Origin of the sequence: Flavobacterium columnare (assembly GCF_014844295.1) — a bacterium.
Taxonomy (GTDB): Bacteria; Bacteroidota; Bacteroidia; order Flavobacteriales; family Flavobacteriaceae; genus Flavobacterium; species Flavobacterium columnare.
Map to the genome: position 1 here is coordinate 575005 of NZ_CP054494.1, position 19341 is coordinate 594345.

Here is a 19341-nt window from a genome sequence, read left to right on the forward strand (position 1 = left end):
GTTTATTTTTTTTAAAAATTGAGTTTTAATGAGATAAAAATATTTCGTCCCATTCTATTAATATTTCCCCAATCAGCATACGTGCTATAATTTTCGTTTAATATGTTTTCTGCTCCTGTTTGCAACGTTATTTTGTATTCGTTAAAGAGAATTGCATAATCTACTGAGGCTCCCCATAATAGGTATTTAGGTGTTTGATCTTCGCCGTATAAAGAGCTGTAATGTATTTGATCTAAATCACCATTTATAGCTGTTCTTGCACCAAAATTACAATGTTTGTATTGCAGGGAGGTTAGATAACTTAACGGTCTAATGAACGGGAGATTAATCCCTTTACTATCTATACCTCTGGCGTAAGTTAGTGAGCCTTCCCAACGAATATGTTCTCCTAAGTTATAAAAGGAGCTAACTACTACATTATAAAGTTTTGCATGATCTAAGGAAGTGTACCCTTTCACGCCTATAGATTGGTAATTCATAGGACTTCCTATGTTTAGGATTTTGCCCACAATATAATTTTCAATGTAAAAATGGTTAACCTTAGCTTCTAATCCTACAGTAGCATTTTTATAGCCTGCACTTGCATTTACTTCATAGGAAATTTCATTTTTTAAATCTGGGTTTCCTATATAGTCGTATCTATCAAAACTATTGTAGATATAATAGCCATATCCTTCTGAAATAGAAGGTGCTCTATGGCCATATCCTGTGCCTACAGAAAAATGATACTCTTTTTTCTTGTATTGATAATTTAAATTAAGACTAGGCAAAATTCGATTTTTTTCTTGAGAACTATTTGGATAAAAAATTCTATTAAATTCTATGTATTTAGAAAAGTTGTAATGAGCTCCTAAAGAAACACCAAAAGACAACTGACGTTCTGTTGAAAAATCCCATGAGTTCTGTACAGCTACACTTGCAAATTGTGTAGTTACCCAAGGCCAACTATAGGCAAACATTGTTCTGTTACTACGGTCCTGTGGGTACATTCTCATTTCTGCAATGGATAAATTAGTATACGCATTGAACTGAAATTCTGAGGAGAGTTTATTCATTTTCATGCTTACTTTAGAGAGCAATCCATAGGTTGTACTCCATCCGGGCATATCCATGTGAACCAAATTTTCAGGGCGCGTTGTATCATCCATATAATGTTCAATAGCATTGAAGTAGACTTTCGTATCCCATACTTTGATTCGTTTGTCATCAAAAAGCTGTTTATAAGCGGCTGATGTTATTAGGGTTCTTGAAAGGTATAAATCCATAGGCAAGGCAGGAAATCCTACATTTTTTGCCATATCAAAAACGACATCCGCTTTTAAAGATGAAAGCAATCCTGTTTTATAAGCTAAACCTAATGAGGAGTTGAATTTAGAGTATTGAGAATGTTTTATTTCTCTATTTTTACCATCAAAATAATTACCTGCTTCTCTATAAGCGATACTTCCATCTAACACAAATTTGTTGTTTGTAAAAGCTATATTTCCCAAATTAAAAAGCTGGTGGTTATTGGATTCAAATCCTCCTTGAAAACTCCCTACTATTTTTGTTTTTTCAGTAAAAGAGCTATTTTTTCTAACTAAATTGATATTTCCTGCAATAGTGGCTCCGTGTAATCCTCCTTGTTGTCCTGATTTGATATCAATAGTAGCTAAATTATTTACTTCTAGATAGGAGGTAACAGGATCCATTTTATCTGTACAGGCTCCAAAAATGTGCATTCCATCAATAGTAATTGTGGAGCGTTCGCTACTCATATTGTTTAATAATGGTTCCCAAGCATACGCGCCTCTTTTGACAAAAGATATCGTATGAGATGATGCTAGAAATTCGTCTATTGAAACAGCCAATTTTAGATCTGTTTCGATCTTCTTTTTTTTCTGAATTTTTTTCAAATAAATTTCTTTTATCACTTTTACTGAATCCTTATTAACCTCTATACTTTGTGCATTTGTTAAAAAGCAAATACTAACAAATATTAGTAATCCTATTTTTTTCATAAGGTCTTAGAATAGAATATCAATAAAAAGAGAGCTCTTTAATCCTTGAACTCCAGGAGTAAAGTCTTCTGGAACATTGGTTCCTTTTATTACTTTTCCGTTTGAGTCTAATAATATCATATTGAGCGTCCAATTGCCCGTCATAGTATAGTTAACTATACCGTGATAGAAACCATCTTGTTCTTGTGTCAAATCTTTATTATTAGGAGACGAATGATTGCCCATAGAGGGTTCTGGCATTCTTGGATCTAACTTTAACGTATGATTCCTAACTTCCGTAAAAGAATATTCATTGGGTTCCGAAATTGTAGGTTTATTGTATTTATAAATTCCTGCAATTAATGTATTTTCTGCTACTTTAGGTTTTTGTGGGGCGACCAAAGCTATATAATATTTTTCGCCATCATTTCCCGTAAAAGTGGTCATACCTAGATTTTTATTCTTTTGAGGAAGAACTGGAATCGTTTGGGTACCGCTCATCACTTGGTTATTGATTGTCATTTTAATATTTATTTGCCAAGTTCCTTCTTTATTTTCATCAGTAAAGACAGAATACCCTGCAAAATATTCTTCTGCTGGTTTGTACTTCATATTATATTGATGAGGACAAGATGATTTTGTATCATTTGCCAATGTTATAATTGGTAAAAAAGATACTGAAGTAGGAACTACTGTTTTATTTGTATTGAAATCAAAAACTTTTACATGAATTTCGTTATATCCTTTATAAAAAGTTCCGTTAAGTGCTTCAATACAAATATTATAATTACCTACTTTTAAAGAAGTAACTTCTCTAAAAGCAGCGTATTCAGTTACCACAGTTGCTATTTCTGCTTCATAATCTGTTTTTTCCAATGTACAAGAAGTCATTGTATAAACTAATACAATACTCCAATACTTTAGAAATTTCATACTTTCTTAAATGATTATTTTTTATGCAAAACGCAAGTGAACAGTGCTAAAATGTTATAGCATCTGTACGCGATTAAAAAAATTGGGACGATAAATAATTATCTAAAAATAGGAGGTTTGAGGATACTACATTTAGTAAGAAGTTGATACCAATTTGTATAATTACTAAATGGGTGAATTTGTATATCAATAGGTTTTATAAATTCAAACTCGAAAATACTTTGACAAAATAGTATTTCATATCGTTCTGAAAGGTTATTTTTTTTATCTGGTGTGGGTTTTTCAGTTTCAGAAACTTTTGCCAGCTCTTTCATTAAGTGACACTTTCCATTACATTCTAACGTAGGTTTATCTTTATTTACACACAATACCTCAGCTATGTAGTTGTAATTTACTACATAATCAATAACTGGCATTACAGGACGCAACAGTATTAAAAAAGCCAATATGGTATATAACCCTTTCATTATTAAAGTACAAATGTATACAATTTAGATAAGCTTTACTAAAAAACAAATTTGGTTTTCTTTTTTATGATCAAACACAATCGGTTTTTTAATAAAACTTAAATGCGATAATTCTTTTTTTATAAGGTAAAACAAATGTAAGCCAATCTTAATTAAACCCTTATGATATTTATCATTTAACAATTTGTTTTTGAAATAATATTTTTTACGTTATCTTCTATTTTTTATATCTGTAAACTCATACAATTCTATTTATTTTTAAAATTTTATACTATCACAAGTACAACCTATAATCCTCCAAACCTAACAAAGCTTCCTACAATTAACATACTTATACCAATAAGTGTTATCAGTAAAATGTGAACAGCCATTAAAATAATGTTTTTAGAAGTTAACTTAGGAATAATGAATAGTCGCGCATGAATGGCTAGAACTAAAGTTAACATGAGCAAACATAATTTGATTGATATCACTCTTTCAATATTCGATTCAAAAGAAAACCAGCTTGTTAGTGTAACATTGTATTGATAGGCCATTAATACGCCTGTTCCTACCAAAATCAATAAAGCGGGTAGTCCTATAGGTTCATACTTTTTTTCAAAATTTTTAATAATTTCAACGTCTTTGTTTTTTAAGGCTTTTGGCAGATATCTAATGAGTAAGATAAGATGTCCTCCTACCCAAACACTAGCAGCTAATAGGTGGATTATCAATAAAAGATGGTGTGTCATATCGTATTATTTTAGATTGAATGGGTTCTTATAAATCTTTGTTTTTGAATTTTCTTAAAGAAATTACAAAAGGTATAAAAGCCCACAAACAAAGGAATAAAAAGGAAAACATTACGCCTAATGTCGTTCCAAAAAAGTCTTTAAAAATAGCTCCTGTATAGCCCATCATGGCAGAAGCATCTAGGTGCAATAAAATTTGAATACGAGCTAAATCTATTGGGCTAAATATTGTAATTCCAACCATTGCATTTTCTATTGGATACTCAGAAAATTGAAATAATAAAAAAAGAATTATTCCATCAAACAAAATAGAAAAGTATAACCATATCATGATTGCAACACCAATTCCTTTGGCTTTATCTCGAATAAAAACAACACCTAAAAAGGCTAAAGAAATAAAGATGATAGATAGTAAGATCCCCACAATTAACATTAGTATCCCTATACTATCAGGAAAATTTATAAGCAACGGAATTCCTGCTCCTATAAAAAAGGCAGTGGTTAATGAAAGGGATACTCCTAGGTATAAATTAGACCAAATTTTTTTTCGTTTAATAGGTTGACTTAACAATAGTTCTATAAATTCAGCGCTGTTGTATAAATAGATTGTTGCAAATAAAATAGAAACAAGAGGTACTGTAAATAAAATTACATTTAGGATGGTTAGTATTCCTTTTGACGAATTGTCTTCTAATAAAAAAGAACTCCAACTTAAAATAGATAAAATAATGGTATAGGCTACTATTATTTTATTCTTGTAAATATCTTTTGTAATTATTTTTAGTAACGAATTCATTTTTCTAATTTGTAAAAAGTTTTTGTTTTAGAATTTTTGCAATGGCTTTGCTTATTTTTTCCTCAGCTGTTTGACTTTTTAGTTCATTAATGGTTTTATAGAATTGTATTTCTCCTTCTTGCATAAAAATAATATGCGTAATTAGGTCGTCTAACTCACTTAATAAGTGAGAAGTAATCATAATGAGTTTTCCTTTTGCTTTTTCTTTATTAATTTTTGTTTTTAGGATCTCAGCCGCTAAAGGATCTAGACCTGCGGTTGGCTCATCTAATATCAGAATATCAGGATTGAATAAAAAGGCTAAAACAGCGCTTACTTTTTGTGTAGTTCCTCCTGATAATGTGCCCATTGGTTTATCAAACATTTTTTGAACTTCAAAAGAATGCAATAACTCTTCATCTAATTTGTCTTTTGAATTTCTTAGTTCTTTTATCATTTCTATAACTTCGCCAATGGTTAGTCCTTCTGGATATCGTCCTATTTGTGGCATATAACCTATATTATTTCTGTACAAAAAATCTTTTTGTATAGATTGGTTCTTTACAAAAATGGCTCCCGAATCAGGAATAACCATTCCTAATATTGATTTGATTAAAGTTGTTTTTCCGCAACCGTTAGGGCCTATCAGTGCAACACATTGTCCGCTTTCTAAAGTGATCGACATGTTTTTTAGCACGTTTAATTTTTCGAATTTTTTATTACAATTATCAATTACAATCATAAAAGCAAAGGTTTTGTTTTGGGGTGATTATCAACAAAATTATCGGGTGTAATGGTTGGTAAAACTTTTTCGGATTTATCTAAAAGCATGATCATAAAACTTCTATACAATAGCATTGCTGAAGGTATGTTTTCTGTTAAAACAGCAAATAAACTTAATGGATGATAAGGTACATCTCCTAAACCATCTTTATTTATGTCGTATCCTTCGTATTTGTCCCAATAATTTTTAGTAAAGGTATTCATCACTAAACTCCCATTCGTACTTACATCAAAGGTGTTTTTAATAAAATTATTATCCGTTATAATGTTATCCATACAACTGGCTTGAATTTTCATTCCCCATCCATTGTTCTTGAATTGGTTTTTTTCTACCCAAATTCGGGAGGTTCCTTCCATATAAATACCCGAAGTATTGCTAACAAACTTGTTATTGTAGATATAACTATCTGATATTTCTTTTAATAATAATCCGTAAGCAGAATCGCCCCAATTTTCTTCGAAATAATTATTAAACATTTTAACGTTTTTAGTAAACATTACGGCTACACCTGCTCCATTGTTTTTAAACACATTTGTTATATAAGCATCATCATGAGAAAACATAAAATGCAAACCGTAACGAATGTTATTATTTGATCTATTTCTCCAAATAACAGAATTTGTTACAAATTCAAAGTAGATACCGTCTCTATGTCCTTCTATTGTATTGCCTATAATTCTTAAATTTTTGCTTTTCCAACAATGAATACCATTTCCTATTAATTGTTCTTTCTGACCATAAGCTTTTAGTTTATTATTTTTAATCAGGCAATTTTTTCCATTTTGAATATAAATTCCAAAGAAGTTATTATCTAAAATATTGTTTTCTATAACAACATTTTCTTTGTCATACACTCTAATTCCACAAGGATCTTGAAGTGCGGCAAAACCTGAATTAACTATTTTAAACCCTTTTATGGTAACATTATCGGCATTTATTGAAAAAATTTCGAATTTGTTTTCACCATCAATTAGAGGAAAATCTTTGCCTATCAAAACAATTTTTTTGGAAATCATGATATTTCCTTCTCGATATATTTTTTTAGGAACAATAATTGTATCATTGTCTGCGCTCTGCTCTATAGCTTTTTTAATAGAATAGCTAACGACGATTGTTTTTGCTTGCAAATTCTGAAAAAAAATTAAGGCTAAAGCAGTTAATATGATTTGTATATTTGAGTTAATTCTTTCCAATTTAGTACATCTGTATGAAGTTTTGATTGATATTTTTTACTTTCTTTTAAATTTGAAAAACAAGCAATATTTCCATTCATTGGGCTTTTAAAATTGATATGTTTTACAAAAAAACCATCGTTTGCAGAAATCATGTTTTTATTTAAATAATCTGACACATATACTGCTTTTATTTTTGTATTCCTAATGTATTGAAGCAAACAGGAGAGATCATCAAACTTGTAACATCTTCCTTTATCTGTAATTATCTGACAAGAGAATTGAGGATTTGAAATGGTCATTTTGCAAAAATCACAAGAATCTATATTTAGTTTTATGGGCTGGGGTTTATCAGAGCCACACGATAATGAGAAAATAAAACTGAAAAACAATAAAATTCTATATAATACTCTCATGATTGTATATTTTTTTCATTAATCATTATAAAAAACAGTATTATTCCAGCAGTTATTAGCATCCAGCCTCCTTTATCAGGAATAGAATAGGCTCCAAAGTTTAATAACTGTTTATAACCTACTAAGGGAGGTTGATAGCTCATTCCTGGTACTTTTATTGCAGCATTAGGATCTAGATTATGTCCATACTCGTAATTCCAACGGTAAAAATCTATTGCTGATAGAATTACGAATAAAAAAAATAGCACTAAAAAAGATCCCACATATTTTTTTTTATCTAAAAATAGGAGTAGTAGGGAAACTAGTCCAAAACCTACAATTATAAATGTAAGGATCCTAAATTCAAAAAAGTTTTCTGTATGAAGGGTTGCCATCCCTATATAATGATTTAAACCATTGATTATATCAACATCTCCTCCTATTTTATCAGCATATAATCTTAGAACCAGTCCTTCAGGGTACTGAGGGGCATCCAGTTGTATTTGCCATAGCGGAAAAAAAACGGATCCCATAAAAAGTCCTGACACAATTATTAGAAGTCCTTTTGATACTAATGATACTCTTTGATTTTTCATTTTGAAAAATATTAGCATAATAACTAAAGACTGTCTAAACAATAGACTTTTATTACTAAGTACTATACACTTAGACAGTCTTGTAAGTAATTTTATTTTGTATTAGGTAAATTGGTTCCTACACTATAAGTAATGGGTACTTTACTATTGGCGGGAGATACTCTTACATAACCTTGCATTTCCTGATGTAAAGCACTGCAAAAATCAGTACAATACATAGGATACATACCTACTCTCTTAGGGATCCATTGTAAGGTAGCGGTTTCGCCGGGCATAATGAGTAACTCTCCATTATCAGCTCCTTTGATAGCAAAACCATGCGGAACGTCCCAATCTTGTTCTAAATTGGTAACATGAAAATATACTTCATCTCCTAGTTTTATTCCTTCAATATTATCAGGAGCAAAATGCGATCGGATAGAGGTCATGTATACATGAACGACTTTTCCTTTTCTTACTACTTTAGCTTCTTTTTCTCCTTTTGTTGCAAAAGGATGCTTATTTTCGGCAATTTTATAATACTTCAATTGTCCGTTATTTCTGATTAGATCTGCTGGTGCTGCTTGTGCATAATGAGGTTCTCCTATTGTTGGGAAATCTAAGATCATTTGCATTTTTTCTCCGCTAATATCAAAAATTTGAGCTGATTGAGCCAATTCAGGTCCCGTTGGGAGGTATCTGTCTTTTGTAATTTTATTATAAGCTATTAAGTATTTACCAAAAGGTTTTTTAGTATCTCCTCCAGGAATACATAAATGACCAACAGAATAGTAGGTTGGTACTCTGTCTAGTATTTTTAGTGTTTTCAAATCCCATTTTACAACTTCTGACGATACAAAGAATGTCGTATAGGCATTGCCTCTTTCATCAAACTCTGTATGCAAAGGTCCTAAACCTGGTTTTTGAACCTCTCCGTGCAATGCTTCTTCGTACTTTATTACGTTAATTCCATCAAATGTTCCTTCAAATTTTTTATGATTAATAGCTGTTATCATTTTATCAAAACTAAATACAGGAACTAAGGCCGCTAATTTTCCTGAACCTACAATGTATTCTCCTGAAGGATCTACATCACAACCGTGTGGTGACTTAGGACAAGGGATCATATAACAAATATCTTTTAGTTCTGCTGCATCTAAAACCATAACTTCATTTTTAATTTCTGAAGTAGCAGAATGTGTTTTATCATTCCATTTATTATGAGCGTATTTTACAGTTTCTTTTTTGGCTTTTCCTGCTTTTAAATATTCTTCTGCTTTTTTCCAATTTACTGCCATTATGAAGTCTTTATCTTTTTGAGAAGCATTAACCTCTAATAACGTATTCGCTTGCTCTGTATTGTAACAAGAAAAGAAGAACCAACCATGAGATTTTCCTTTACCCGCATGAGATAAATCAAAATTTACGCCTGGTGTTACGATTTGAAAAGCTAAATCCATCTCTCCTTCCTTACCTACTTTAACAAAACTTATGTGTCCTTTAAAGTTTTTCTTAAAAGTATTAATTTCAACATCTCCATTTGAATAATCCGCTGGTACACTAAACCGTGTTCCAGCGACTACATACTCTGTATTTTCTGTAATAAATGGCGATGAATGATTGCCTCCTGAGTTGGGCAATTCAATTATTTCAGTTGTTTTAAAAGTTTTTAGATCAATACGTGCTATACGAGGCGTATTATTAGCATTTCCAAAAACCCATCGTCCGTCAACTTCACCATTTGTTTGAGATAATTCCGTATGGTGCAGATCATCCCAAGGCACAAATCCATTGGAAGTATTCAGCATTGGCTTTGTTTCTTCACTATATCCCCATCCTTTTTCGGGATCTACAGAAAACACGGGAATTACTCTAAATAATCGACCACTTGGCAATCCGTACACACTTAATTGTCCACTAAATCCTCCTGAAACAAAATTATAGAACTCATCGTATTTACCTGGTGCTACATAAGTCTTTTGAGCGGCATCGCCACTTACGGCATCACCTGAATTTTTAGGTTTACAGGAAAAAATACTTCCTGTTACTAAAATTAACCATCCGAACTTTGAAATCTTTTTATTCATAATTCCTCTTATTTAACACCATCGTTTTTACGCATATATTCTAAAATATTTCTAGCTTCGTCATCTGTTAGTCCTTGATTAGGCATTCGTACTAAACAAATTTCTAATTGCGCCTGAAGCTCTGGATCTTTATCAATCATTGGATCTGGATTCGTTATAAAGTTCATTATCCATTCTGGCTTTCTTCTTTCTGTGACTCCTTTCCAACCTGGTCCTACTAGTTTTTCATCTGTAGTTTTATGACAAGAAGTACATTTTATTTCTGAAACTTTTTCTCCTTCAGTTGCTTTTGCTAGGTCTAAAGTTCCTAGTTCAATTTTATCAAACTTTCCTTCTCCTCTATTAGGATCGTATGAAGAAGCGTCTGAATTAGATTCTTGCTTAGTTACTTGCTCTTGTGCTGATTTAGAAAATTCTTCTGTTTTTCCCTCTTTCTTTCCACATGAAACTAGGATTGTTAAGCCTAAAATGATTAATGAAATTCGTTTCATAATTCTTCATTATTTATAATTGTTATACAAATTTCCTACGAACATAACGAATCTCTTATGACTCTAATCATAAAAAAAACAATTGAATTTCCGTACAAAAAGAAAGCCCGATGATTGATCATCGGGCTTTCTTTTTGTACAACTCTATTTTTATAGCTTTTTTGACACTTTGTCTATGGCATGAATAGTAAAATCTAAATCTTCATAGGTCAAGGCATCAGTAATAAACCAGGTTTCATAAGCCGATGGTGCAATATAAACGCCTTCTTGTACTAATCCATGGAAAAAATCTTTAAAATATTGATTATCTCCTTTTTTAGATGTTTCAAAGTCAATCACTTCTGTTTGATCAAAATGAACTGAAATCATAGATCCTACGCGATTAATTGTGTATAGAATATTATTTTTAGTTAATACTTCATGAATTCCTTTTTCTAAATAAGCTGTTTTTTGATCTAAGCGATTAAAAATTTCTGAATCTTCATTTAAAGCTTGCAACATAGCTAATCCAGCAGCCATTGCTAAGGGGTTTCCGGATAAAGTTCCTGCTTGATAAACAGGTCCTAGTGGGGCTAAATAATTCATAATTTCATTTCGTGCGGCAAAAGCTCCTACTGGTAGTCCTCCTCCTATTACTTTACCAAAGCAAACGATATCTGCTTTGATATTAAATAATTCTTGTGCTCCTCCTTTTGCTAAACGGAATCCTGTCATTACTTCATCAAAAATCAATAATGTGCCATGAACATCACAAACCTCTCTTAATGCTTGTAAAAAACCTTCTTTAGGGGGTACACATCCCATATTTCCTGCAACAGGTTCTATGATAATGGCTGCTATTTGCTCTTTATTAGCTTCTAACAAAGCTTTTACATTATCAATATCATTATAATTGGCTAATAAGGTATCTTTAGCTGTTCCTTCTGTTACTCCTGGGCTATTGGGCGAACCAAAAGTAATAGCGCCACTACCTGCTTGGATTAAAAACGAATCAGAATGTCCGTGATAACATCCTGCAAATTTAATTATTTTATCACGATTCGTGAACCCACGTGCTAAACGAATAGCACTCATACAGGCTTCTGTTCCTGAATTAACAAATCGAATCTTATCAATATTAGGCACCATAGAAACCGCTAATTTTGCTATTTGTGTTTCTAACTCAGTAGGCATTCCAAAGGAGGTTCCTTTTTGTGCTTTTTCTATTACGGCTTTTACTACAGGTTCATAGGCATGACCTAAAATCATAGGCCCCCAAGAGTTGATATAATCGATTAATCGATTACCATCTTCGTCATATAAATAAGCTCCTTTGGCTTCTTTTACAAAAATAGGGGTTCCCCCTACATACTTAAAAGCGCGTACAGGTGAGTTAACACCTCCTGGAATAACTTCTGCCGCTTCCTGAAATAACTGACTGCTTCTTTGATAAATCATTTTTTTCTTAATGTTTGCATCTAGCCCCGATGAAGGTAGCATCTAACCATTGTGAAATCGTATTGTTACTCCACAAAGTTCTTTAACTCACAATAACAGATGCGCTGTACAGCGGGAAACTACGTTAAAAAAATAGCCCTAAAGTGGGCTCCTAAAAAATTATTAATATTTGTCCGATAGCTATTGCATTATCTATCAAATTGTTTTTTTGACGAATTTGTTCTACCGTAGTATTATACTTTTTTGAAATAGCATACAACGTTTCTCCTTGTGCTACGGTATGAGTTGTACCTGTAGTAGGTATTTCTGACATTGTATTTGATTTTATTAAAACTTTTACTGTGTCTTTTACTTGAGGGGATACCTCTTTAGACAAAGAGGTTTGTGCGATCGTTTTCGTTTCTTTTACTGTCCCTTCTGTTTTTTCTGAGGGAATAAAAACAAAACCTAAAACCTTAGAATCATATTCATGAAGCTTGTAACGTTCAATAATAGAGATTAGTTTTTCAGGGTATTTAGGATCAGTTGCATATCCAGATTTTTTTAGTCCATACGCCCACCCTTTGTAATCGTAAGGATCAAGCTTAAATAATGGAGCATACCAAGAACGAGAGGTTAAAAACAAGGAATGATCACGATAAGAGTGAGAAGGGTTTTGATATTTTCTAAAACATTCCTGAGCGGCATCGTCGTCATAACGCACATATTCACCCGTCCATTCCTTATGACATTTGATTCCAAAATGATTATTGGCAGTACGACAAAGCGTACCAGTACCCGCACCTGATTCTAAAATTCCTTGAGCTAAAATAATACTAGCGGGTACCTTATGCTCTTTCATATTATTCATAGCTACCTCTTTGAATTGCATAACATACCCATTGACTATCTCGGGGGTAACTTTTACTTTTGAGGTTGCTACTAATTCTTCTGATCTACGAAGATTTTGATCCTTTGTAATTTCTTTTTCAGATTGAGTTCCTTTTTTTTGATTAGTAGGATGTACTATTTTTTTAGTCGTTTGAATCGTTGGCTTAGAAGCTCCGCAACTCACTAAGAAGAGAACTAAAAAGAAATGTATTATTTTTTTCATGGAGTAATTTTATTTTATATTTTCTTGTTATATAACTTAAACGAACTCTTTTATATTTTGTTTTTCATTTTTAAAAATTTCATTCTTTTTAAAATATTTGTATTTTTTCTATTTCTATCAAAAGGTTTAAAACTCTATCGGCTTTTCTTATACATACTTCAAAAATAAAACTCAAAATTATTGATTTTTTAAACTATCTTCATAATGAATTAGTGTTTTATTTTTTTTAGCCAACAATTGATTCATTCCCTCTATCCCTTGTAACCCTCCAGTATGGATAGTTAAAATTTTTGTTCTTGGTTCAAAATACCCTTTATGGATCATATCAATTACACCAAACAACATCTTACCTGTATAGATAGGATCTAGCGGTATGGTCGTTTGGGTATAAAAATCATTTAGAAAACAAATTAATTCTTCTGTTACTTTAGCATAGCCTCCAAAATGATAATCGTTTATAATATCCCATTGATTATCATTTAATATCCATGATTGCACTTCGCTTCTTAAAAAATCTCCTTTCAATGCTGGAAAGCCTAAAATTCTCTGATGGGATAAAGCACTATTGATTAGCCCCGAAACGGTTCCTCCTGTTCCTACTGCTGTACATATATAATTATACATCGCATCCGATGTATTAAGAATTTCACCGCATCCTTTAATGGCCAACTCATTGGTTCCTCCTTCTGGTAACCAATAACAAATACCATATTTAGACTGTATCCTTTTTTTGAATTCATCATTTTCTTTATCCCTGTATTGCTCACGAGTTATAAATTCAAATTTCATACCCCATTTTTGTGCAAATCGTAAGGTTGGATTATGATTTACTTCTTTCCAGAGTTCTTCGCCCCTGATTACACCTACACAATTTATTCCTTTTTCTTTACAAGCATAAGCAGTTGCAGCAATATGATTTGAAAAAGCGCCACCAAAGGTTACCAATGTATCATAGTGGTTATTTTGTAGATGGTCTAAATTATATTTAAGTTTCCGGTATTTGTTTCCAGAAATAAAAGGATGAATCTGATCTTCCCGCTTCATAAAAAGCGTTATTCCATCAGGTAACGAGATATTTATTTTTTGTATTAGGCTATTCACTAGACAAAGGTATATTTTTTTACAAATTACGTTTTTAGAATATTCACTTTATTAAATAAATGAGAAATTTCACACAAAAATAAAGATAGTTCAAAAAAAAACCTCTAATAATCAAATAATTAAACAATTCCCAGTGTTTACCTTGTTTTTTGATAAAAAAAATTAAACAAAAAAGTGTTATTGTTTGTAGAAAAAAATCGACAAAGCCCTTTTTCACCTAAAATAAATTGCATATCATTATGACAAATTCTATTTTTACCCTTGTAAGGACTTATAATATAAGTAAATATCTCCAAAAAAACAAGAATTTATGAAAGAATTTTATCCAATAAAGAAAAGATTATCTTTTCTACTACTCTTTTTGATTCTATTTATAGATGAAAACAAAGGACAGGTATCGTCATACACTTTTTCAGAAAATAACGGAGCGTATAATTCTATCTCAGGTACTGTAGCAATAAATTCTGGATGGGATGAAAACGTAGTTCCTAACATTCCTATAGGTTTTTCTTTTAATTTCAATAATGCTAATTACACAACTTGTGCCATTAGCAGTAATGGCTTCATTACATTTGGCGCAACACCCCCTTCTGGCTCTTTATACAACCCTATTTCATCAGGAAGTGGTTATAGTGGTGCTATTAGCGCACTTGGAGCTGATATGGCTGATTCAGGAACAAAGGCAATCACTTATTCTACAACAGGATCCGCTCCTAATAGAGTTTTTACGATTCAATGGGATGATGCTAAAAGATATAATAGAAATGGAAATTTTGATTTTCAAATAAAACTATATGAAACCACTAACGTTGTTTCAATTGTGTATGGAATTTGTTCTCCAACTGGCACCACTACAAGTGAAAACATAAATGTAGAAGTAGGTCTAAGAGGTGCAACTAATACGGATTTTAATAATAGAAACAAAACCAATCATTCTAGTTGGGTTTCAACAACTACTAGAGGAACTACAAACACCAATACGTGTACAACTAATGCCTCAAGTGCTCCATCTAATGGTTTAACCTTTACATGGACTCCCATTCAAACTCAACCTTGTTCAACACCTACAACTCAACCCACAGCTCTAGTTCTGACGTCTGACAACTCCACAATCACAGGAAATTTTACAGCAGCAAACCCTTTTCCTAATAGTTATCTAGTGGTACGTTCGAATACTAATATAAAACCCAATCCAACTAATGGAACTGTTTATACTATAGGCTCTACAGCATTAGGCCCTAATTATGTGGTAGTGGATACAGATGGCAATACATCTTTTAACGATAGTGGATTAATAACTAATACCTCTTATTACTATTACATTTTTTCTTACAACAACACCAATTGCTCTGGAGGACCTAGATACAATATTACAAATCCTTTATCAGGAAATACCAGTACAAGTTTTGCATACTGTATTCCTTCTTCTAATAATAATTCTAGATATATAAATAGTTTAGAATCTATAGGTACTGTAACAACTTATGCTAACAATAATACAGGTTACTCTCCTAATGGCTACGGAAATTACAGACATATTAACTTGTTTACACAGGTACAAGGAGGCGGTGTAAACCTATTAGCAACCTTGCCAGATAAGCCCTTTCGTCAGACTATAAGGATATGGATTGATTGGAACAACAAAAATGGCGTTTTTGAAAGTAACGAATTGGTGTACACCACTGGTAGTATATACACGGAGCTAAAAAACACATTAGGTTTTACAATCCCTACCACAGTACCAGCTGGAACATATACCCTCCGAATTAGAACTTTTTCGTCTAATACTTTGGATCCTTGTGGAAATCACGACTATGGAGAAACAGAAGATTACACGATAACAATCTTACCTTATTGTGTTGCTAAAATTAGTGCTGCTACATCAGGAAGTAGTTGTGGCCCAGGAACTGTTACTTTACAGGCATACGGAACCACTAATATAACAGAATTTAGATGGTATGACTCTGTAACAAATACACTGGAAGGAACTAGTCCAAGTACCATTGTTTCTGGACAAGCTACTACTACTTGGATCACTCCTTTATTAAACACAAGTAAAACATACAACGTTAAAGGGTATAATGGAACGTGTCAAAGTTTCTATAACACTTTTGTCAATGCTGAGATAAAATCAACAACTGACATTAATTTAAATGCCTCAGCAACTGACATTTGTGGAGAAAATTCACAAGTAAAAATTACAGCATCTGTTGGAGAAACTAAATTTAATTTACTAACTGAAACGTTTTCTGAATCTGACATTTCAGACACCAATTTTCTCGTAACACAAACACTTAGTAATTTCTTTTCTAATGCTACTTGGAAACTATATGTAAGTCCAACGGTTCCCATAAATACAACCGTTTTCAAACCTGCTATCAGTTCAGGAAACGCAGATAATACATTTGCACTCACAACCTCTGACTATTATAATCTTACAATGACCAGTAGAATGACAACTAAAAGCCCTGTTTCAACGGTTGGTTGTACTAGTGCAACCTTAACTTTTAGACATTATTACTCTGATTTTGATAATACAGATACAGCCACTGTTTACTATTCAACACTTGCCTCTCCTGATCCTGCAAATAGTTCTCATTGGATCCAGTTAGTGCAATATAATTCAGATCAAGGATTAGCACATTCTTTTGTATCTGCTAATTATTCATTACCTATTGGCGTTCAAAAACTATCTATAAAATTTGAATACAAAGGCACTTGGGCTGAAGGTTGGGCAATTGATGATGTTTACATAAACGCAACAAAACCTTTTATCCCTAATTATTCATGGAATAACTCATCAGGTATATTATATGTTGATACAAACAATGATAATGTAGGCGATGCTCTTTACACTAATCAAAACACAGGAACTGTTTATTTTGCTCCTAAGGGTTCTTCTATAGAATTGCCTTCTTGGTCAACATCTGTAGAATCATTAACACCTAATGGCTGTTTATCTACTATTCCTATTACAATTACCAATAGTACTCGTACATGGAAAGGAACTATAAACGATCGTTGGGATACAGCCGGAAACTGGGCACCTGCTATTATTCCTGATAGCAATACGTGCGTAATCATACCGAGTACCGCCAAAATTAGAGGTACTGAATATACAGGCTACGGAAAAAACTTAACTATAAAATCAAACGGAAATTTAGAATTACAAGCTAACAACAATTTGATTATTACAGACTGGATGGATATAAAAAGTGGGGGGATTTTTAATCTTCGTAACAATGCTAATTTTGTTCAAAAAAATGATAATCCTTCTCCTCCTAATTCTATTTCAGGGACTTTTACTATGGACAGAACGGCTACTGGCTTAAAATTATTTGATTACATATACTGGTCTTCTCCTGTAAACAATTTTCCTATTACCAGTGTCTCTCCAGACACACCAACTAGTAAAATTTTTCATTGGGTAACAGACCACCCGAATCCTAACGGTTTTGGTTTTGGTAATTGGTTTAACACAACCGAAAACATGCTACCTGGTAAAGGGTATATTGTTAGAGTTGCAAACAACAACCCAACATTTTCTACTACCTTTACAGGAACACCAAGAAATGGCATCATTACAATGCCTATTAAAAGAGGCCCATATATAGGAGCAGACTATAGAGGTACTACTGGACGCTTTATAACTAATTTAGATGACAACCTAAATTTAATTGGCAACCCATACCCTTCTGCTATAGATGCTATCAAATTTTTAACCGAAAACGAAGCCCTATTAGAAGGAGGAATCCAAATTTGGACACATAGAGGAACAATATCTAAAAATAACGCTGCTCCTTATTACCAAAATTTTTCTAATAACTATTCATATAGTGATTATTTGACCTATACTAAACTAGGATCCAGTCAAGGAAGTAGTACAGGAGCAGACACAGCATTTAACGGAAAAATAGCTGCGGGACAAGGATTTCTTATCAAAATGAGAGATGGTAGTCCACTAACAAACAATATCGTTTTTAAAAACAGTATGCGTATTGACAATTCAAATAACGCTTATAATAACAGTCAATTTTATAGAACAACAGACAACAAAAACGAAAGCCAACCCAATCGAATTTGGATCGATTTAGTGGATGCTAACTCTACTAGTAGTACTTTTTTAATTGGTTATGCAGAAGGTGCCACAGCAGAAAAAGATTTTCTTTTTGATGCTAAAACCGACTATGAAGACCCTCTGAAGGCTTTTTCGCTGCTAGATGACGATGCGTACATCATTCAAGGAAAAGGAATGTTTGATATAAACGACAAATTTAATATTGGCTATCAAGTACCTACAAGTGGCTCCTATAAGTTTGCTATATCAGAAGTAGACGGTCTATTCAAATCTACTAATCAAAAAATATATCTAGAAGATTTGTTAACAAATACAGTTCATGATTTAACCATTAGCCCTTATTCATTCATTAGCGAAAAAGGAGTATTCAAAGGACGTTTTATCATTAAATACACCAATGAAACATTATCCAACAACAATGAAGAGTATAATAACAGTGTCGTTGTTTATGGAACTAATGAATTACAAATCAAATCAGAATTATACAACATAAAAAACGTTGAAGTTTATGATCTTTTAGGTAAAACTTTGTTTCAAGCAAAAGATATCAACCAAAAAGAATCTTTACTTAATTTAAAAAATACTCAAAATATGATACTCGTAAAAATAATACTTGAAAACGGAGTATTAATAACCAAAAAAGTAATTTACTAAATATATCTCAAGAATGCCCAAAAAGACCTCTTCCTTAAATAGTCGAGGTCTTTCTCTTTTCTATAAGCCTCTCTTTCAAATGATATATTATAATACGCTTGTTGCTTGTCTCTAAATTGCACTAACCGAAACAAATATTCTAATCCGTACCAAATAAAAAACAACAAAACCAACATTTCTTTTTGCTGACAAAGATGAATTCTTTCATGATTTATAAAACATACATCTTTCCCATCTTCTTCTTTCCTCATAAAAACAAATGGAAAAAAAGTAATCCCACGAAATCTTCTAGGTGTTAAATATTTAGATACTATAAAAAACATATATACAAATTTGATAAATTTGCGCACATGAACAATGATTTAAATCCAAATAATTTAAAAGAAGGAGAAGATTTTTATTACACTCCACAAGGATATAAATGTTTTACGGAAAAATACCATTTAAAACGAGGCTATTGTTGTAAAAGCGGATGCCGTCACTGTCCTTACGGATTTGATAAAAAAACTGGAATTATTAAGAAAACCAATTAATATCCACAATTATTCTAAAACTTAAAAACACACAATATATACTGCTTATCACGCAT

17 protein-coding genes are annotated in these 19341 nt (G+C 32.1%); 2 read left to right on the top strand and 15 right to left on the bottom strand.

The genetic code is table 11. From position 1 onward, the window contains the following. Window positions 1-11: 11 nt before the first annotated feature. From HUE53_RS02585 to HUE53_RS02650, 14 genes are all read right to left on the bottom strand, one after another. Window positions 12-2000, bottom strand: a complete 1989-nt coding sequence (locus tag HUE53_RS02585) for a TonB-dependent receptor (RefSeq protein WP_065213110.1) — start codon at window positions 1998-2000, stop codon at window positions 12-14. 6 nt (window positions 2001-2006) lie between these two features. After that, window positions 2007-2912, bottom strand: coding sequence for a hypothetical protein (locus HUE53_RS02590; RefSeq protein ID WP_065213109.1), 906 nt, complete (start codon window positions 2910-2912; stop codon window positions 2007-2009). 98 nt (window positions 2913-3010) lie between these two features. After that, window positions 3011-3379 (bottom strand): hypothetical protein, encoded by a 369-nt coding sequence (locus tag HUE53_RS02595; protein ID WP_060382923.1) that lies wholly within the window; start codon window positions 3377-3379, stop codon window positions 3011-3013. Window positions 3380-3666: 287 nt separating this feature from the next. Then, window positions 3667-4110 carry a CopD family protein gene (locus tag HUE53_RS02600; protein WP_014166192.1) on the bottom strand — a complete coding sequence of 148 codons (444 nt, stop codon included), beginning with the start codon at window positions 4108-4110 and terminating at the stop codon, window positions 3667-3669. A gap of 28 nt (window positions 4111-4138) precedes the next feature. Beyond that, window positions 4139-4906, bottom strand: a complete 768-nt coding sequence (locus HUE53_RS02605) for an ABC transporter permease subunit (protein WP_014166193.1) — start codon at window positions 4904-4906, stop codon at window positions 4139-4141. 4 nt (window positions 4907-4910) lie between these two features. Then, the gene (locus tag HUE53_RS02610) at window positions 4911-5570 is read right to left on the bottom strand and encodes an ABC transporter ATP-binding protein (RefSeq protein WP_317040006.1); all 660 of its coding nucleotides are present in this window, start codon (window positions 5568-5570) and stop codon (window positions 4911-4913) included. 53 nt (window positions 5571-5623) lie between these two features. Beyond that, window positions 5624-6862, bottom strand: coding sequence for a nitrous oxide reductase family maturation protein NosD (locus HUE53_RS02615; protein WP_065213107.1), 1239 nt, complete (start codon window positions 6860-6862; stop codon window positions 5624-5626). Beyond that, window positions 6826-7257 carry a nitrous oxide reductase accessory protein NosL gene (locus HUE53_RS02620; protein ID WP_060382934.1) on the bottom strand — a complete coding sequence of 144 codons (432 nt, stop codon included), beginning with the start codon at window positions 7255-7257 and terminating at the stop codon, window positions 6826-6828. The genes HUE53_RS02615 and HUE53_RS02620 overlap by 37 nt, the downstream gene beginning before the upstream one ends. Beyond that, window positions 7254-7832 (bottom strand): hypothetical protein, encoded by a 579-nt coding sequence (locus tag HUE53_RS02625; protein WP_060382935.1) that lies wholly within the window; start codon window positions 7830-7832, stop codon window positions 7254-7256. Before HUE53_RS02625 ends, HUE53_RS02620 begins: the two co-directional genes overlap by 4 nt. 92 nt (window positions 7833-7924) lie before the next feature. Then, on the bottom strand, window positions 7925-9898 hold the full coding sequence (nosZ, locus tag HUE53_RS02630; RefSeq protein ID WP_014166196.1) for a Sec-dependent nitrous-oxide reductase: 1974 nt from the start codon (window positions 9896-9898) through the stop codon (window positions 7925-7927). A gap of 8 nt (window positions 9899-9906) precedes the next feature. Then, window positions 9907-10389 carry a c-type cytochrome gene (locus HUE53_RS02635; RefSeq protein WP_014166197.1) on the bottom strand — a complete coding sequence of 161 codons (483 nt, stop codon included), beginning with the start codon at window positions 10387-10389 and terminating at the stop codon, window positions 9907-9909. Window positions 10390-10539: 150 nt separating this feature from the next. After that, entirely contained in the window at window positions 10540-11826 is a 1287-nt protein-coding gene (gene hemL / locus HUE53_RS02640) for a glutamate-1-semialdehyde 2,1-aminomutase (RefSeq protein WP_014166198.1), read from the bottom strand. A 151-nt stretch (window positions 11827-11977) separates the two neighbouring features. Continuing rightward, the gene (locus HUE53_RS02645) at window positions 11978-12919 is read right to left on the bottom strand and encodes a glucosaminidase domain-containing protein (RefSeq protein ID WP_065213106.1); all 942 of its coding nucleotides are present in this window, start codon (window positions 12917-12919) and stop codon (window positions 11978-11980) included. A gap of 177 nt (window positions 12920-13096) precedes the next feature. Beyond that, complete coding sequence (locus HUE53_RS02650) at window positions 13097-14020, bottom strand: 1-aminocyclopropane-1-carboxylate deaminase/D-cysteine desulfhydrase (RefSeq protein WP_014166200.1); 924 nt, start codon at window positions 14018-14020, stop codon at window positions 13097-13099. A gap of 310 nt (window positions 14021-14330) precedes the next feature. On the opposite strand from HUE53_RS02650, the gene HUE53_RS02655 reads away from it, so the two are divergent. Then, entirely contained in the window at window positions 14331-18752 is a 4422-nt protein-coding gene (locus tag HUE53_RS02655; protein ID WP_192188683.1) for a GEVED domain-containing protein, read from the top strand. Here the strand turns inward: HUE53_RS02655 and HUE53_RS02660 are convergent. Further along, window positions 18749-19075 (bottom strand): hypothetical protein, encoded by a 327-nt coding sequence (locus tag HUE53_RS02660; RefSeq protein ID WP_014166202.1) that lies wholly within the window; start codon window positions 19073-19075, stop codon window positions 18749-18751. The genes HUE53_RS02655 and HUE53_RS02660 overlap by 4 nt on opposite strands. Before the next feature lie 27 nt (window positions 19076-19102). Here HUE53_RS02660 and HUE53_RS02665 point away from each other — a divergent pair, with 27 nt between their 5' ends. Then, the gene (locus tag HUE53_RS02665; RefSeq protein ID WP_060382943.1) at window positions 19103-19285 is read left to right on the top strand and encodes a DUF5522 domain-containing protein; all 183 of its coding nucleotides are present in this window, start codon (window positions 19103-19105) and stop codon (window positions 19283-19285) included. Window positions 19286-19341 lie beyond the last annotated feature (56 nt).

Bases quoted from the DNA above. Each gene is read 5' to 3' on its own strand.
- HUE53_RS02585 (WP_065213110.1), bottom strand. From the start codon at position 2,000: ATGAAAAAAATAGGATTACTAATATTTGTTAGTATTTGCTTTTTAACA.
- HUE53_RS02590 (WP_065213109.1), bottom strand. From the start codon at position 2,912: ATGAAATTTCTAAAGTATTGGAGTATTGTATTAGTTTATACAATGACT.
- HUE53_RS02595 (WP_060382923.1), bottom strand. From the start codon at position 3,379: ATGAAAGGGTTATATACCATATTGGCTTTTTTAATACTGTTGCGTCCT.
- HUE53_RS02600 (WP_014166192.1), bottom strand. From the start codon at position 4,110: ATGACACACCATCTTTTATTGATAATCCACCTATTAGCTGCTAGTGTT.
- HUE53_RS02605 (WP_014166193.1), bottom strand. From the start codon at position 4,906: ATGAATTCGTTACTAAAAATAATTACAAAAGATATTTACAAGAATAAA.
- HUE53_RS02610 (WP_317040006.1), bottom strand. From the start codon at position 5,570: ATGTCGATCACTTTAGAAAGCGGACAATGTGTTGCACTGATAGGCCCT.
- HUE53_RS02620 (WP_060382934.1), bottom strand. From the start codon at position 7,257: ATGAGAGTATTATATAGAATTTTATTGTTTTTCAGTTTTATTTTCTCA.
- HUE53_RS02625 (WP_060382935.1), bottom strand. From the start codon at position 7,832: ATGAAAAATCAAAGAGTATCATTAGTATCAAAAGGACTTCTAATAATT.
- nosZ (WP_014166196.1), bottom strand. From the start codon at position 9,898: ATGAATAAAAAGATTTCAAAGTTCGGATGGTTAATTTTAGTAACAGGA.
- HUE53_RS02635 (WP_014166197.1), bottom strand. From the start codon at position 10,389: ATGAAACGAATTTCATTAATCATTTTAGGCTTAACAATCCTAGTTTCA.
- hemL (WP_014166198.1), bottom strand. From the start codon at position 11,826: ATGATTTATCAAAGAAGCAGTCAGTTATTTCAGGAAGCGGCAGAAGTT.
- HUE53_RS02645 (WP_065213106.1), bottom strand. From the start codon at position 12,919: ATGAAAAAAATAATACATTTCTTTTTAGTTCTCTTCTTAGTGAGTTGC.
- HUE53_RS02655 (WP_192188683.1), top strand. From the start codon at position 14,331: ATGAAAGAATTTTATCCAATAAAGAAAAGATTATCTTTTCTACTACTC.
- HUE53_RS02660 (WP_014166202.1), bottom strand. From the start codon at position 19,075: ATGTTTTTTATAGTATCTAAATATTTAACACCTAGAAGATTTCGTGGG.
- HUE53_RS02665 (WP_060382943.1), top strand. From the start codon at position 19,103: ATGAACAATGATTTAAATCCAAATAATTTAAAAGAAGGAGAAGATTTT.